The organism is Enterobacter sp. V87_3 (genome assembly GCF_029967835.1).
In the GTDB taxonomy this organism is placed as follows: domain Bacteria; phylum Pseudomonadota; class Gammaproteobacteria; order Enterobacterales; family Enterobacteriaceae; genus Enterobacter; species Enterobacter cancerogenus.
Genome location: NZ_JASCAM010000030.1, coordinates 42,831 through 57,920, shown reverse-complemented (window position 1 = coordinate 57,920; position 15,090 = coordinate 42,831). Strand labels below are relative to the sequence as shown.

The window sequence follows — 15,090 nt, the reverse complement described above, 5'->3', positions numbered from 1 at the left end:
AGGTTTATTTGCAATTTGACTACATCATTATTGGAGCCGGCTCTGCCGGCAACGTGCTGGCAACACGACTGACCGAAGATCCGAACACCACCGTACTGCTGCTTGAAGCGGGCGGCCCGGATTACCGTTTTGACTTCCGCACCCAGATGCCCGCCGCGCTGGCGTTTCCGCTGCAGGGCAAGCGCTACAACTGGGCGTATGAAACCGAGCCAGAACCGTATATGAACAACCGCCGCATGGAGTGCGGACGCGGTAAAGGGCTGGGCGGCTCATCGCTGATCAACGGCATGTGCTACGTGCGCGGTAACGCCATGGATCTGGATAACTGGGCGAAGGAAGCCGGGCTGGAGCACTGGAGCTATCTCAACTGCCTGCCCTACTACCGCAAGGCGGAGACGCGCGACGTGGGGCCGAATGACTACCACGGCGGCGACGGCCCGGTGAGCGTTACCACCTCCAAACCGGGCGTGAACCCGCTGTTTGAGGCGATGGTGGAAGCGGGCGTGCAGGCGGGTTATCCGCGCACCGACGATCTCAATGGCTACCAGCAGGAAGGCTTCGGGCCGATGGATCGCACCGTCACGCCGCAGGGCCGACGCGCCAGCACGGCACGCGGCTATCTGGACCAGGCGAAACCGCGCCCGAACCTGACCATCCGCACTCACGCCATGACCGATCACATTATCTTTGACGGCAAACGCGCGGTGGGCGTCGAGTGGCTCGAGGGCGAAAGCACTATCCCGTCGAAAGCAACGGCGAACAAAGAAGTGCTGCTGTGCGCGGGGGCGATTGCCTCTCCGCAGATCCTTCAGCGTTCCGGCGTGGGCAACGCTGAACTCCTGAAGCAGTTCGACATTCCGCTGGTGCATGACTTACCCGGCGTGGGTGAGAACCTGCAGGATCACCTGGAGATGTACCTCCAGTACGAGTGTAAAGAGCCGGTCTCCCTCTACCCTGCCCTGCAGTGGTGGAACCAGCCGAAAATTGGCGCGGAGTGGCTGTTTGGCGGCACCGGCGTGGGCGCAAGCAACCACTTCGAAGCGGGCGGGTTTATCCGCAGCCGCGAGGAGTTCGCGTGGCCGAACATTCAGTACCACTTCCTGCCGGTGGCGATTAACTACAACGGCTCGAACGCGGTGAAAGAACACGGCTTCCAGTGTCACGTCGGCTCCATGCGCTCGCCGAGCCGCGGGCACGTGCGGATCAAATCCCGCGACCCGCATCAGCATCCGGCGATCCTGTTTAACTACATGTCCCACGAACAGGACTGGCAGGAGTTCCGCGACGCGATCCGCATCACCCGCGAGATCATGCACCAGCCCGCGCTGGACAAATACCGTGGCCGGGAAATCAGCCCGGGCGTGGAGTGCCAGACCGACGAGCAACTGGACGAGTTCGTGCGTAACCACGCTGAAACCGCCTTCCACCCGTGCGGCACCTGCAAGATGGGCTACGACAAGATGGCGGTGGTAGACGGCGAAGGCCGTGTTCACGGGCTGGAAGGGTTACGCGTGGTGGATGCGTCGATCATGCCGCAAATCATCACTGGCAACCTGAACGCCACCACCATTATGATTGGCGAGAAAATTGCCGATGCGATCCGCGGGCGCGAGCCGCTGGCAAAAAGCACGGCAGCCTATTATGTGGCGAACGGCGCACCGGTGCGCCGGTAACGTGCCGAGGGGCTTGCTAGCGCAGGCCCCTGTTACCGCTTAATCGTTAACGCACGAGGCGATCGTCCGGTCAATGTCCGCGCTGGTCTGTTTCGACCCCGCAATCAGGGTGATGCTAATCCCCTTCTCCCCCGTCAGCTGATACATATCTATCTGCGCAATCCGCTCGCCCCCTTTCTCAATATCAAAAAAGTTAGGGCTGTCCCGCTCGGGGATAATGGTTTCCACCTCATACCCCGCGGCGCTAAGCAGATTTCGCATACAGATATAGTGCCCCTCCAGCCCCGTTTCTGCAGATGCGTAATAGGATTGGTACACCGCGGAATTGCCGAAGGGATGCAGCACGCCGCATGCCGTCAGGATCGTGGCGAAGACGATCAAACACACAAATCTCATGTTATTTCCCGTTACGTAATGCGCCCCTGAACCACTCAGAAGCAAAAAATTTTATAAGATAATGTTGCCTTTACTGCATACAAAGTCGCTGAACGGCGCGGGTTTTTTAAAATAATAGCCCTGCGCTTTCATGCACCCCAGGTCAATTAATTTCAACCGTGTAGCGTCATCTTCAATGCCTTCAGCGATAAGCGGAACGGAAAACCCGTTGGTTAACGTCACGATAGAGGAGATAATTGACTCGCATTTTTGATCGGTTAACACACCCGCCGTAAAGGTACGATCTATCTTCACCGCGTCAAACGGTAAAATATTCAGGTAAGAGAGGCTGGAAAAGCCTGAGCCGAAATCATCGATAGCCACAGTGATGCCGTGTCGGCGAAGATACTGCAACGTTTTCCGGGTACGCTCAATTTCCTGAAGCAGTACCGTTTCGGTGATTTCGATGCAAATATTTTGGTTCTTCAAACCGTTTGATTTAATGGCGTCCAGTAAAAACCAGGCGAAATCCGCGCTCAGCAGCTGTCTGGCGGAAATATTAATATGCAGTTTAAAATCGTCTGACGCGCCACGCGTAATCAGATCCGCCAGCTCAAGGCAGGCGTGCTCAATAATCCAGTTACCTAAAGGCAATATTAATCCCGTCTCTTCCGCAAGCGCGATAAACCTGTCAGGCGGCACAATCCCCATCTCTTTGGAATGCCAGCGTATCAGGCACTCGCCCTCAGTGCATTGCCCGGTGCTGAGATCGACAATAGGCTGCAGAACCAGATGGAACTCCTGGTTATAGATGCCCCGGCTTAAGTTTTCATGTAACTGAAGGTTATAGACTTCCTGAGCGTGCATGGACTCTGTAAACAGCATGGCATGACAGGTCGTGCTTTTACGGGCGTATTCGAGCGCAATCCCGGCGTTCATTATCGCTTCCGTCAGCGTACTTTTCGTCACCCGGCTCAGGACAGCCCCCGCATAACCGGTAAAAACAAACTTCTTAGGCAGGGACTCCTTCGGATGGTATTTATCAGTAAACAGGTTGGTGATGAGCTGTTGATACCATTCCACGTCAGCGTGTTGATGCATCCCGGGGAAAATGGCAATGAATTTATCGACCGCATCGCGACATATCAGGGTACCCTGAGGAAAAGTCGTTTGCATTTTATCGATAAACGCCCGGATAAATTCATTGCCATACTCATATCCAAGGGAGTTTGTAATCGCGTTCATGTTATCAACACTGATAACCGCCAGGAGATTCCTTTGCGCAAAGGTTTCCTCTTTACTGGTTAAGCCTGCACGCGTGAGCAGCCCCGTGGTGGCATCCAGGTTGATTTGCTTTTCAAGCGCTTCGAAACTTTTCGCCAGGTGACGAGACAGCTTCCAGAAGGATTGCTCAAGCTGGGCAATTTCGGGAAAAACCCACTTATCTTCCGGTAACGTCCAGCGGTAGCTGGTAAGTTCATCTGTTTTATTTAATATCGCGCGAAGCGGGGATATCACTTTTGATACCACAACGAGTATGAGTATTAACCCCAGCGAAAATATACCCAACAAGCCTAAAAAACCGAGGTATTTAAAGTTCTCCAGCTCTTTAAGCATGATATTCTCAGGAACAATAATCACGCTTTTCCAGTTCAACAGATGGTTATTATCCATTAACGGCAGTACCAGAACAAAATACTGCGAATCATTGACACTGATACGTGATACACGCGCCGGGAGTTTATGGTCGATTAACTGCCCTACCTTTTTTACCACCGGCAGGGAGGAGTCCTTCAAATAGGGGATATCAAAACCGTGCTGATCGGTTAATCGCCCATGTTTGTCTCCCCGGGTTAAAGAGCTGTCAGAGGCGGCCACAATCTGATTATTTTCATTCACCACGATCAGGATGCTGCCGTCAAAGGGTTTGATCTTCTCAAGAGACTTATTGAGCTCCGTTAAGCGAAGATCGCTTGAAACCACACCGATGAACTTCCCGTTGAGATCGTAGGTGGGTGAACTGTAAGAGATACTTACCGCGCTGGTCGAGTTCATGTCGCGGTAGGCATTGGTCCAGGACGATTTTTTCTCTTTATACACCTGGGCATACCACGGCCGCTGAAACATATCATAGCCTGAAATCACATCATCAATGCCTGAGGCTTCCGAGGTGCCGCTATAAAAAGTCAGGTTATTACCCGTGCTTTTTGACTTTTGCGTCAGGTATTCTTTGTTTTGTGCGCTTAACTCCCTGGCGATACCGACATAGTCGCCCTCAACCGATCCAAATGCCGTTGAGCTTAAGTAATAGTTATCTGCAAAAACGGTTTCCATGACGTTGAGCAGTTCGGAACGAACCTTCACCAGATCGACATGCTCGCGGGTATTCTTTTGCAGCGCATGCGTAATAATGGAATTCACCTGACGCGGGGTATCAATATAGTAATTGATGGTATTTTTTATCGTTTCCCCCTTTGAGCTGATGATCTTATCGCTCATGGTGTTCAGTATGTCCTGACTGGCATGTTTGAGCATAAAGAACACGGTGCAGAAAACCGTCGCGAAGGTGATCGCTAAAAACAGCAGAATGGTATGCAACAATGTCAGAGGATAGATCCTGGCGTTAAACGCATTACTCATGATATACCCCTCCCTTGCCATTATTTTTCATTTTATAGATAGCTTTATCGGCTAAATTAAAACTGTTGACGAATGAATCATTAAAGTCAGCCATACCGATAGAAACGGTCGGCAGGGTAATTTCTTCCCGGTTCACCATCAGCGTCTTTTTTTCCGGCCTGGCGATTCTGCGCGCAATCTTTTTGGCTTCTTCGTGCGTGGTGTCATGCAGCATAACCAGGAACTCATCGCCGCCAAATCGAATGACAATGTCATGACTCCTGACGGACTGAGAGATCTTGCGGGCAATTTCCGCCAGAACCACATCTCCCGTGTAGTGGCCATATTTATCATTGACCCGTTTGAAATCATCAACGTCTACGAGCAGCAGATGTGACGACTGGTGCGATTTCAACGCCACGTCTAAATAATTCCGGTTATACACTTTGGTCAGCGAGTCCCGATAATAATCCTTTTCCAGTAACTTGAACCGGGTGGTGAGGTAATAATGATAAACCGTCCGCACCAGGGAAATTAACAGCGGGAGGCAAAGCAGCAGTGATAGCTTAATCCAGGTCGTTCTGCGGGTAGAGCGCTGGTTAACAGATTGAATTTCCCTGGCAAAGGTATCCGTTGCAAAGTACGTTCTCATTTTAGCGACATCATGTCGACTCGCGGCAAGCATCATCGCCTTCGTTTTATCAAGTTCAGGACTAACGATAGACGCAGGCAGCGCACTGCTCTTCAGCGCAGTGATATAGTGTTGATAGGTAGTGCGCAACTTCCCCCCCTGATTGGGATTGGGGGTGGAAGAGTACAGGAAATCCTCGCCTATCGCCTCGATTAGCGCATTTTTCTTTATCAGGATATTGATTTTTTGCTCAGTGTCATTCATCTCTTTGTCTGTTTTTTTATAGCCTATGAACAGACACATCGGGCTAAGAATAAAGATAATAAATGAAATTATGAACTGTAATCGTGGCGTCATTTCATTAACCTGTATATGCAATATATAAACTCACAAAAAGAGCGCGTTGAGAGTCATATCTTTTTAGCCAGAGAGGCGGACCTCCCTGGCAGGGCGAAAACTCTATACCTTTGCGTTACCCGTAACAATAGCCATTCCTGCGAATTTACACATTAATTTCGCTATTATTTTGGTTAATTGTTAATAAGAAAAAGGAGTTAATTGAATGAATGATTGATGTGATAGGTATATTTTAAATGCAATGATTAAATATTTCATAATTGTTGCCAAATCTTTAGCAATACTCACTATCAGCAACAGCAAGTGACGATAAAACACGCAAAACAACGGAAATCCGACTCCTGAATTCAACTAAATGTGTATAATTAAACTAAATTTTAGCTTTAGGATAATGTCACATTTCCGTTAAATTGCAGCAGACTTCCAGGGTCCTTATTTATATTTTATGGATGTTTACTTCCACTACAAAAATAATGGCAGACCGTTATCTGAATTTTTATTTAGCGACTGTCCCATCTTCTGGAAATACATGTCTGATGACGCACCACTTTCATCCCTACCCTTCTGGTGACCATAAACTCTACCCCTTCGGGATAGCAAAAAACCACTCACCTTGTTACAGGTCAAGATGCAATCAATTATTTGTTGAAAACACAACTTTTTGTTAGTATTTTCTTCGCAATCCGGACCGTCATTGAGGTAAAGAAAGAATGCTGAACGTTAAGGCCCTGCTGAAGGCCACTCTGTTTTCCATGAGCCTGATGCTCAGCGGCTGTGTGATCGGCGGGCACGCTTCCCACGATCGCCATCACCCGGACCATCATTCCTGGCACCATGAGTCCTTACATTATCATGGCTACCATCACCATCATTGATGGCCAGGCCAGTGTGTATCAGAATATCGTTATCGGGGATGGAGTATGTTTGAAGACAACCAAAAAAAGCTCTACGTCATTGTCAATCGTCAACAGGATCCGGCACTGCTTCTGAATGCCACCGCCCATGTCGCGGCCGGTATCATGCGCAAAGCCGAAAACGTGCTGTTTAATGATTATCCGAATGCAGAGAGCGGGCTGCGTGCCTCGCTTAGCCACTATCCGATGGTGATCCTGCAGGCAAAAAATAGCAATCAATTAAAAACAGCGCTGCTTAAGTGTCAGGAGGCGGGCATAGAAACCAATTTCTTTACCACCACCATGCTGGGGCCTTCCAGCGAAATTCAGATCCGCGACACGCAAAAAGCCGCCCTGGATTCGCTCGAGTTTGTGGCTATCGCACTTTACGGCGATACCGACTCAATGGCATGTGTGACCAAAAAATTCTCTCTCTATAAGCAGGCCTAAGTCGCCAGAAACAATGTGGCCCTGTGCATGGCGCACAGGGCCATAGGTTACGCCATGCGGCACCGTACTTCAGTTGATAAACCGATTTTGTTTTACGGAACACCACTATGATTAAAAAGATTGTCACCTTCTCTCTGCTGATCGTCCTGATCATCGCCTGCATTGAAATCGTGCTTATGGAAAAAAACCACGTCAATTATTTCCGGGACGGCGTGAGGAATGTTGAGGAAGTTTTAACAATTTGGGATGAAAACTAACCAGGCTAGAGCATTTCTCGTTTAAGCGCTCTCGACATTGCAACGATAACGCTGCACTACCCGAAAGAAAGAAGCACATTGCACTGATCATTTATTATCCGCCCGGGTCGGTGAACCTATTCCATCATGTAAAAAAACCAACGAAATGTTGTGAATACGCTCTTCATTTTGTTAATTTTTCCACTTTATTTTTTATTATTGCATTTCTGGCAGTAAATATTTGACAGGATGCCCGCCAGATGCTTTTACAATAGAATCAAATTGATAGGGGATAACTATTTTGCACGTTTTACCAATATAGATAACCTGTTAAAAAAGAGCATGTTTTTAATAAAAGGTAAATTAATGGTAACGTCGAAAAATTGGATTTCATTAGGTACCATTGTCAGTCCAATTACAGGAACATTTTTTACGACAATCATTACTCAGCATAATCATAAATATGTACTTTGGTACAAGGGCGACTATCTCATTAAAACCGGCGACTTGATTAAAGTCTGTAACAGCGGCTTTCTTATTGCCGACCAGTTACGGCAAATCAATATCATCCAGATAGATAAGCATAGCGCCACGCTCTGGCGGGTAATGCAGAACATGTCCAGCTGCCCAGGCGACACCGAACCCGAGAACATGCACTGTACCTCCACAGCGCGATGTATCTTTACTACCTGCCCTCACGGCAAAGTGAAGCCCGTAAGCGCATAGGTTAATCACAACCTGTTCATCAGTCTGCCTCTCTTGCAGAGGCCTGTTTCTTCTGGCCTCCTCAATGCATTGATTAGCATTATTCAACAATTCGTCCCGCGTTTGCCCTTCAGCCTCTGTTTACGCCCTTCTGTCCCCCATCGACATGCCCTTGCCGTAAGGCTTTATGCCGCAATATCCAAATACAACTTTTTGTTGATTATTACACATAGAGCGTATAGTTTACCCTGACCAGGCTTTTCTGATTTCCTTCAACCGTACGGGATGGCGATCAACATGAAGGTCTACACTGTCATCTGACAACGCTGCATACGAGGGAGTAAAAATGAAATCAGATTACGCCAAAGAGATTGAACTGATTTCCGGGCCGCTGGAAGCGGCAATGGATGCGCTGGCAAGCACATTATCGGCCAATCAGGAGGTGGTGCTGCATAACCTCACCAGGCCGGAGTGCTCGGTTGTCAAAATCATCAACGGCCACGTTAGCGGCAGAAAGGCCGGTGACAATCTCCTGTCCGGCCCTGAGAAGGACAAAGGGTTCGCTCTGTTGCTTAAAAACCGCCAGGACAGTACCCCGGTCACGGTAAAAGATTATAAAACCGCGACGTTATCAGGAAAGATCCTCAACAGCGCCTCGACGCTCTATTTCAGCGAAGACGGTATTCCCCTGATGGCCTTCTGCATCAACGTGGACACCTCGCCGTATGAACAAATGCGCAAAAGCCTGGACGCCGTGATGGCCTGCACGCGTCCCGATTCAGACGCTCAGGATATTAATCTCGGCGGTCTGATTGAGCAGTCTATTCAGGAAATTATTGATAAGCATTCGGTTCCGGGTAAGAAAATCCAGAAAGCGCAGCGGCTTAAAATCGTTGCTGAAATGCACGCTAAAGGCATTTTCAAAATGCGGGGCGGCGTTCAGCACGCGGCTCAGGCCCTGGGCATAACACGTTATACGGTTTATAACGATCTCGAGGTATTGGGTGAAAAATAACGGGCAGCAACGCATTCCGTTTTACCAGGTAGACGCGTTCTCTAACGGGCCTTTTACGGGCAATCCGGCGGCGGTTTGCCTGCTGGATGCGTGGCCGGATGACAAGGTTCTGCAGCGCATCGCCACGGAAAACAATCTTTCTGAAACCGCGTTTGTTATCAAACAGGGCGACGACTTCGGGCTGCGCTGGTTTACCCCCGCGGTGGAGGTGGATCTCTGCGGCCATGCGACGCTCGCGGCGGCCAGTGTCCTGCTGAGCCGTAACGAGGCGGGCGAGCGGATGCGCTTTCATACGCGCAGCGGCGTGCTGACCGTCACCGCCTGTAACGGCGTTTATACACTCGATTTTCCGCTTGTGACGCCCGTCAGGATTGCCCCACCGCAAGGTCTGTTCGCGGCGCTGGGGCTTCACGAGGACGCGGGCGAAGTCTGGCAGGCATCCGACCTTATCGTGGTTATTAATGATGAAAACTCGCTGGATTTGCTGAAGCCGGATTTCAACGCGCTGGAAAAATTCGATACCCGCGGCGTTGTGGTCACGGCAGCGTCACGCGACGTCGATTTCCGCTCCCGCTGGTTTGGCCCGCAGGTTGGCGTGAACGAGGATCCGGTCACGGGTTCTGCACACACCTTCCTCGCCCCGCTGTGGAGTGAGAAGCTCGGGAAAAAAACGCTGCATGCGCAGCAGGGCGGCAGCCGCAAAGGTGAGCTGACCTGCGAGATAAAAGAAAATGGACGCGTCGCACTCTCCGGCGAGGCATGCCTGATTATCGAAGGCGCGTATATTCTGTAAACACGCGGACGTGTGTCTTATTTTTAATATTATCAAAGACGAATTACTATTTTTTTAGCAAAAAAGACATAACCCATTATTAATCAGCATGAGAATTTTTCCGTGACGTTATCCAAAAGCGTTACCGCGCTTATTGCTGCGGTATCCATTGAAATTATAGCCACAACGTTATTGTCGTTATCCAATAGTTTTCAGCGCCCTGTTATCGGCATGACGGCGATACTGCTTTATGGCATAAGCTATTATTTCTTATCCGTTGCGTTACGCAGAATTCACATTGGCGTAGCATATGCCATCTGGTCTGCGGTGGGCATACTCAGTATTACCTATATTCAGACGCGCTGCTTCGATTATATTCTGACGCAGAGCGCATGGATCGGCATCTGCCTTGTGATAAGCGGCACGGTAATTTTAAATCTGGCCATTAAACAAAAATAAATCACGCGACGAATCATGATGTTTACACTATTGACTTACCTCTTCTGGCTGATTATTTCAGTCACCATGGAAGTTATTGTTACTCTACTGCTACCCCAAACGAATAACTTTAAAAATAAATCCGTGACGCTTTTATGCATGGTCTGTTACGTCATGTCCTTTTATGCCCTGTCAATGCTGATGGATGCGGTGACACCGGTAGTCGCTTATGCCGTCTGGTCAGGTTTTGGCATTGTCATGATCGCGTTGATGAGCAGCATCTTTTATCAGATGCGCAGCAGCGTGCTGGAAAAGGTGGGGATCTGCTGCATCGTGGCCGGTCTGATTGTGATAGCGGTTTAACGAGAGAAAAAATGAAAATCGATGCGCTTTCACTTCGGGTGCGCCAGCTTCGCGATAACTACCTGCAGGCCAAACCCTTTGTCTCTGCCCGGCGGGCGATCAGCGTCACCCGGGTTTATAAAGAAAACCCGGGCATGGATAACACGCTCCTCCGGGCGCTGGCTTTTCGCCGCGCCTGTGAGAATGCGCCCCTGTATGTGGCCGACAATGAACTGATCGTAAGCCATCCGGCCGGAGGAGCACGCGGCGGTGAGATATCGCCGGAAATCAGCTGGCGCTGGGTCGCCGACGAGCTGGATACCCTCCCGCAGCGGGCGCAGGACCCGTATCAGATTGATGACGAAACAAAGCGCCTGCTTCGCGAAGAGGTGTTCCCCTACTGGGAAGGCCGCTCGCTGGATGAGATGGCGCAAACGCAGCTACAGGTTCTGGGGCTGTGGGAGTGGTGTCACGACGACGGCATTTGCGATGTGACCATCAAGACGCAAAACGGCGGGGGTGACTCCTGCCCCGGGTACGACAATATCCTGCTCACTAAAGGGATAAAAGGGATCCGTGAAGAGGCGGCAGCCCGGCTTGCCGCTGTTGATCCGGCATCGCCGGAAGGCGCAGAGGCGTTCAGCTTTTACACGGCGATGCTGCACACCTGCGATGGCGTGCTGACCTATGCCCACCGTTACGCGGCCCGGCTGAGCGAGCTGGCTGAAACCGAAGGCGACCCGCTTCGCCAGGACGAGCTGCGGCATCTGGCGGACATCTGCCGTCGCGTACCGGAACACCCGCCGCGCCATTTTCACGATGCATTGCAGGCTATCTGGTTCGTCCACTCTCTTTTTACCCTGGAAGAAAACCAAACCGGTATCTCCCTGGGCCGCGTCGATCAATACCTCTGGCCGTTGCTGGAGCGGGATCTTAATGACGGCGTACTGACGCACGCGCAGGCAGAAGAGCTGCTCTGTTGCTGGCTGATCAAGATGGCCGAGATCCTGTGGATTTGCAGTGAATCTACGGCGATGTATTTCGCCGGCTATCAGCCGTTTATCAACGTCGTGGTCGGGGGCCAGAAGCGTGAGGGCGGCGATGCCACCAATCCGCTGACCCTGATGATCATGGACTGCTCGGCGCAGTTAAAAATCTATCAGCCCGGCCTGTCCGTGCGGATCCACAACCAGTCGCCTCAGCCCTTTATGCGCAAGGTGGTCGATGTGGTGCGCAGCGGAATGGGTTTCCCGGCCTGCCATTTCGACGATGCGCATATCCGGATGATGTTGCACAAAGGCTTCAGCTATGAGGATGCCCGCGACTACTGCCTGATGGGCTGCGTTGAGCCACAGAAGGCAGGCAAAATGTATCAGTGGACGTCGGTGGGTTACACCACCTTCACCGCCGCCATCGAACTGGCGCTGCGTAACGGGCGATCGTCAGCCGGTAAACCCTGTGGTCCGGCAACGGGTGAGGTGTCCGCGTTCAGCTGCTATAACGACGTGGAGCGTGCCGTTCGCACGCAGCTCTCCGCCATCGTCAGGAAAGCCGCGCAGGCCACGCTGATTGTGCAAAAGCTGCATGCCGATTACGCCCGAAAACCGCTGATGTCGAGCCTGATCGACGGCTGCATGGCGACAGCCAAAGACGTCACCCAGGGCGGCGCGGCGCTCAACGCCGGGCCGGGGCTGATCTGGACCGGGCTGGCAGACTGCGTTAACTCGCTGATGGCCATCAGGACGCTGGTTTTTGAGACCCAACGCTTTACGTTGCAGCAGGTGGTGGACGCGCTCGAACACAACTTTGTCGGCCACGACGACATTCTGACCGCCTGCCTGCGGGCGCCCAAATACGGTAATGACATTCGCGCGGTGGATGAGATCGCCCGCGAGCTGGTGCGTTTCCTGGAGCAGGAGCACCGTCAGTACCGGATGCTGTATGCGCCTTTTGCCTTCGGCACGCTTTCTATCTCGAATAACACGCCGTTTGGCCTTATCACCGGTGCGCTGCCTTCGGGCCGACTGGCGGGCAAGCCGCTGGCCGATGGGATCAGCCCCTCTCAACAGACGGATTATCTGGGGCCGACGGCCATCATCAATTCCGTCAGCCGGATCAACGTCGAGGAGATGGATATTGGCATGGTGCACAATATCAAGCTGATGTACGGCATGCTGGAAACCCCGGAGGGCCAGAACAGCCTCATCCACCTGCTGCGCACGGCCAGCATCCTCGGGAATGCCCAGCTGCAGTTCAGCTATGTGGACGACGACACCCTGCGCCAGGCCCAGCAGAACCCCGGCGACTATCGCAATCTGATGATTCGGGTGGCGGGGTACAGCGCCTTCTTTGTGGAGCTGAGTAAGGAGGTGCAGGATGAAATTATCAGCCGAACCACGCAACGGCACTTCTGAACAGGTCACCGGCTGGATCACCCACATTCAGCGGTTTTCATTACATGACGGGCCGGGGATCCGCAGTATCGTCTTTTTCAAGGGGTGCCAGATGCGCTGCGCCTGGTGTGCAAATCCCGAAGGGCTTCACCCCGGTCGGGAGATCTTTTTCCATGCCGAACGCTGCCTGCACTGCGGACAATGCGCGCAGCTGTGCCCGACAGGGCTGCACAGCTGGCAGGACGGGCTGCACAGCCTGAACCGCGACCGCAGTTGCACGGGCTGTGGGCTGTGCGAAGAACGCTGCCCCGCCGCCGCCCTCAACGTGGTTGGCGAACCGCTCAGCGTTGAAACGGTGTTCGACCGGGTGATGGCTGATGAGATCTGGTTTCGGCAGTCTGGTGGGGGCGTAACGCTGAGCGGCGGCGAAGTGGCTACCCAGCCGGATTTCGCCCAGGCGCTGATCGCCCGGCTCAAGGCCGAAGATATTCACACCACGATTGAAACGGCGGGTTATGCCTCCTGGCGCGCGCTCCATCAGGTCACGTCGGGCTGCGATCTTATTCTGTACGATCTTAAAAGCGCGGATGACGCGCTGCACCAGCGCTTTACCGGTGTCAGCAATAAAATCATCGTGCGCAATCTGGTCCGGCTCATTGACGAGGGGCGCAAGATAATTATTCGTATCCCGGTCATCCCCGATTTTAATGACGCGCCGGAATCAGCAGAGCAATTATTGACACTTATTTATTCTTTAATCCACGGACGGGACAACGTACTGGGCGTTGAATTATTGCCTTACCATCGCTTTGGGACAGGGAAATACACATTACTCAACAGGGAATACGCGTGGAATTGTTATTCCGCAAATCTGGATAACGTCCTGCGCATTGCTCAACATATCGGCCTGCCCGTACGGGTATCAGGTACGCTGGCCGGATAAAGGGGAAAATGTCTGTGTTACCAACATCAGAAGGTCATCCAAAAAAAGAGGTCACCACACTTGAGCGGCGCGTTGTCGCAGGCTCGCTGTTTTTTATCCTGGTCATCTATGGCGTATTGCTGTTCACGCAATTTCGCTAACCAGAAAGTTATTCACGCATTCGGCCACGACAGGCCTTATTACAACAGGTATTAAGATGAAAAAAGTTGTCGCAATTATGAGTCTGGCATTTATCACCCTCACCATTGCAGGGTGTTCCAGCGATTATGTTTTACAGAAAAAAAACGGAGAGATGATTATCACCCACGGGAAACCCGAGGTGGATGATGACAACGGGTTAATTACCTATGAAGACGTCGCCGGTAATGAGCACGCTATTAACCGGGACCAGATTGTGCAGATGATTGAGAAATAAGCCCGACGGGCAGCGCAGGCGATTACTGCGCTGCCCCCGAGTACCTTTTAGCTAGCGAAACGTCTCCAGCTTTTGACGCTGCTGCCCTTGCGCGTCAAAATTCTCGGCCGCCAGCCACGCGCGCAGCGCCGCGTCACGCGACGGCCATTCGCGGTCAATGATCGAAAGCATATCGCTGTCGCGGTTGCGTCCTTTGCGCACCAGCTTCTGGCGCAGTCGCCCTTCCCAGACGAAGCCCAGCCGTTCAGCCGCATGGCGCGAGGCGGTATTCATCGAATCACACTTCCACTCCAGCCGTCGGTAGCGGTGTTCGAAGGCGTTTTTCAGCAGCAGCCATACCGTCTCAGTGCCGATGCGGGTGCCTTTCATCTTGCGCGACCAGGTGACGTGGCCGATCTCCACCGACCCCTGCATCCGCTCAATCGCCATATAGCTCACCAGCCCCACCGCGCGCCCGGTGTGTAAATCAATGACGGCAAAAGGCACCAGGTCGTCATCCAGCACTTTACCGAGGATCCAGTGGGCGGTGGCCTCCACGCTGGCAGGCAGGGTGCTGGCAAGCCACGTCCAGTCGCTTTCATCACCCAGCGCGTAGGCCTCAAACAGATCCGCCGCGTGGCGGTCTACATCCAGCGGCTCCAGGCGACAATACTGGCCCACCAGCGGCGTGCGGGTTAGCGCCCGCGCACATTTCCAGTCGGGAACGATATCGTTAACGGTTTGACCATATTGATTGATTTCGGGCACGGTGTTGACTCCCTGAAAGGTAAGGGAATGGTTATAGCAGGTTAAAAAGAGAACGAAAAGACCCGAAAAATGGCCGGGTAAAGCGC

16 protein-coding genes are annotated in these 15,090 nt (G+C 52.1%); 12 read left to right on the top strand and 4 right to left on the bottom strand.

From position 1 onward, the window contains the following. The first annotated feature begins 8 nt into the window (after positions 1-8). Positions 9-1,673: a choline dehydrogenase gene (gene betA, locus QLG21_RS18640; RefSeq protein ID WP_282484962.1), complete on the top strand. Its 1,665-nt coding sequence runs from the start codon at positions 9-11 to the stop codon at positions 1,671-1,673. 39 nt (positions 1,674-1,712) lie between these two features. Here betA and QLG21_RS18635 read toward each other — a convergent pair whose 3' ends face one another. The 3 genes from QLG21_RS18635 to QLG21_RS18625 are packed head-to-tail and all read right to left on the bottom strand — an operon-like array spanning position 1,713 to position 5,655. After that, entirely contained in the window at positions 1,713-2,069 is a 357-nt protein-coding gene (locus QLG21_RS18635; RefSeq protein ID WP_006177056.1) for a hypothetical protein, read from the bottom strand. A gap of 51 nt (positions 2,070-2,120) precedes the next feature. Next, entirely contained in the window at positions 2,121-4,688 is a 2,568-nt protein-coding gene (locus QLG21_RS18630; protein ID WP_171007389.1) for an EAL domain-containing protein, read from the bottom strand. Continuing rightward, a complete protein-coding gene (locus QLG21_RS18625) occupies positions 4,681-5,655 on the bottom strand; it encodes a GGDEF domain-containing protein (RefSeq protein ID WP_137849125.1) in 975 nt (324 codons plus the stop codon). Before QLG21_RS18625 ends, QLG21_RS18630 begins: the two co-directional genes overlap by 8 nt. 710 nt (positions 5,656-6,365) lie before the next feature. Here QLG21_RS18625 and QLG21_RS18620 point away from each other — a divergent pair. The 11 genes from QLG21_RS18620 to QLG21_RS18570 all read left to right on the top strand — a co-directional run bounded on the left by QLG21_RS18620 (position 6,366) and on the right by QLG21_RS18570 (position 14,257). Beyond that, entirely contained in the window at positions 6,366-6,530 is a 165-nt protein-coding gene (locus tag QLG21_RS18620; RefSeq protein WP_171007390.1) for a hypothetical protein, read from the top strand. 45 nt (positions 6,531-6,575) lie between these two features. Further along, a complete protein-coding gene (locus tag QLG21_RS18615) occupies positions 6,576-6,998 on the top strand; it encodes a DUF2000 domain-containing protein (protein WP_282484961.1) in 423 nt (140 codons plus the stop codon). Between the two features lie 107 nt (positions 6,999-7,105). Then, positions 7,106-7,255, top strand: coding sequence for a hypothetical protein (locus QLG21_RS18610; protein WP_171007391.1), 150 nt, complete (start codon positions 7,106-7,108; stop codon positions 7,253-7,255). A 1,030-nt stretch (positions 7,256-8,285) separates the two neighbouring features. Then, positions 8,286-8,954 (top strand): PAS domain-containing protein, encoded by a 669-nt coding sequence (locus tag QLG21_RS18605; RefSeq protein WP_006177047.1) that lies wholly within the window; start codon positions 8,286-8,288, stop codon positions 8,952-8,954. Further along, entirely contained in the window at positions 8,944-9,747 is an 804-nt protein-coding gene (locus QLG21_RS18600; RefSeq protein WP_282484960.1) for a PhzF family phenazine biosynthesis protein, read from the top strand. Before QLG21_RS18605 ends, QLG21_RS18600 begins: the two co-directional genes overlap by 11 nt. A gap of 102 nt (positions 9,748-9,849) precedes the next feature. Then, positions 9,850-10,185 carry an SMR family transporter gene (locus QLG21_RS18595; protein WP_282484959.1) on the top strand — a complete coding sequence of 112 codons (336 nt, stop codon included), beginning with the start codon at positions 9,850-9,852 and terminating at the stop codon, positions 10,183-10,185. Positions 10,186-10,200: 15 nt separating this feature from the next. Then, positions 10,201-10,527, top strand: a complete 327-nt coding sequence (locus QLG21_RS18590) for an SMR family transporter (protein WP_348994648.1) — start codon at positions 10,201-10,203, stop codon at positions 10,525-10,527. Positions 10,528-10,538: 11 nt separating this feature from the next. Further along, positions 10,539-12,920 (top strand): choline trimethylamine-lyase, encoded by a 2,382-nt coding sequence (gene cutC / locus QLG21_RS18585; protein ID WP_282484958.1) that lies wholly within the window; start codon positions 10,539-10,541, stop codon positions 12,918-12,920. Next, on the top strand, positions 12,883-13,842 hold the full coding sequence (locus QLG21_RS18580) for a glycyl-radical enzyme activating protein (protein ID WP_006177042.1): 960 nt from the start codon (positions 12,883-12,885) through the stop codon (positions 13,840-13,842). The genes cutC and QLG21_RS18580 overlap by 38 nt, the downstream gene beginning before the upstream one ends. A 14-nt stretch (positions 13,843-13,856) precedes the next feature. After that, positions 13,857-13,982 (top strand): hypothetical protein, encoded by a 126-nt coding sequence (locus QLG21_RS18575; protein ID WP_280638530.1) that lies wholly within the window; start codon positions 13,857-13,859, stop codon positions 13,980-13,982. A gap of 56 nt (positions 13,983-14,038) precedes the next feature. Next, positions 14,039-14,257: a YgdI/YgdR family lipoprotein gene (locus tag QLG21_RS18570; protein WP_137849131.1), complete on the top strand. Its 219-nt coding sequence runs from the start codon at positions 14,039-14,041 to the stop codon at positions 14,255-14,257. Between the two features lie 51 nt (positions 14,258-14,308). Here QLG21_RS18570 and QLG21_RS18565 read toward each other — a convergent pair whose 3' ends face one another. After that, positions 14,309-15,004 (bottom strand): GNAT family protein, encoded by a 696-nt coding sequence (locus QLG21_RS18565; RefSeq protein WP_282484957.1) that lies wholly within the window; start codon positions 15,002-15,004, stop codon positions 14,309-14,311. Positions 15,005-15,090: the final 86 nt, after the last annotated feature.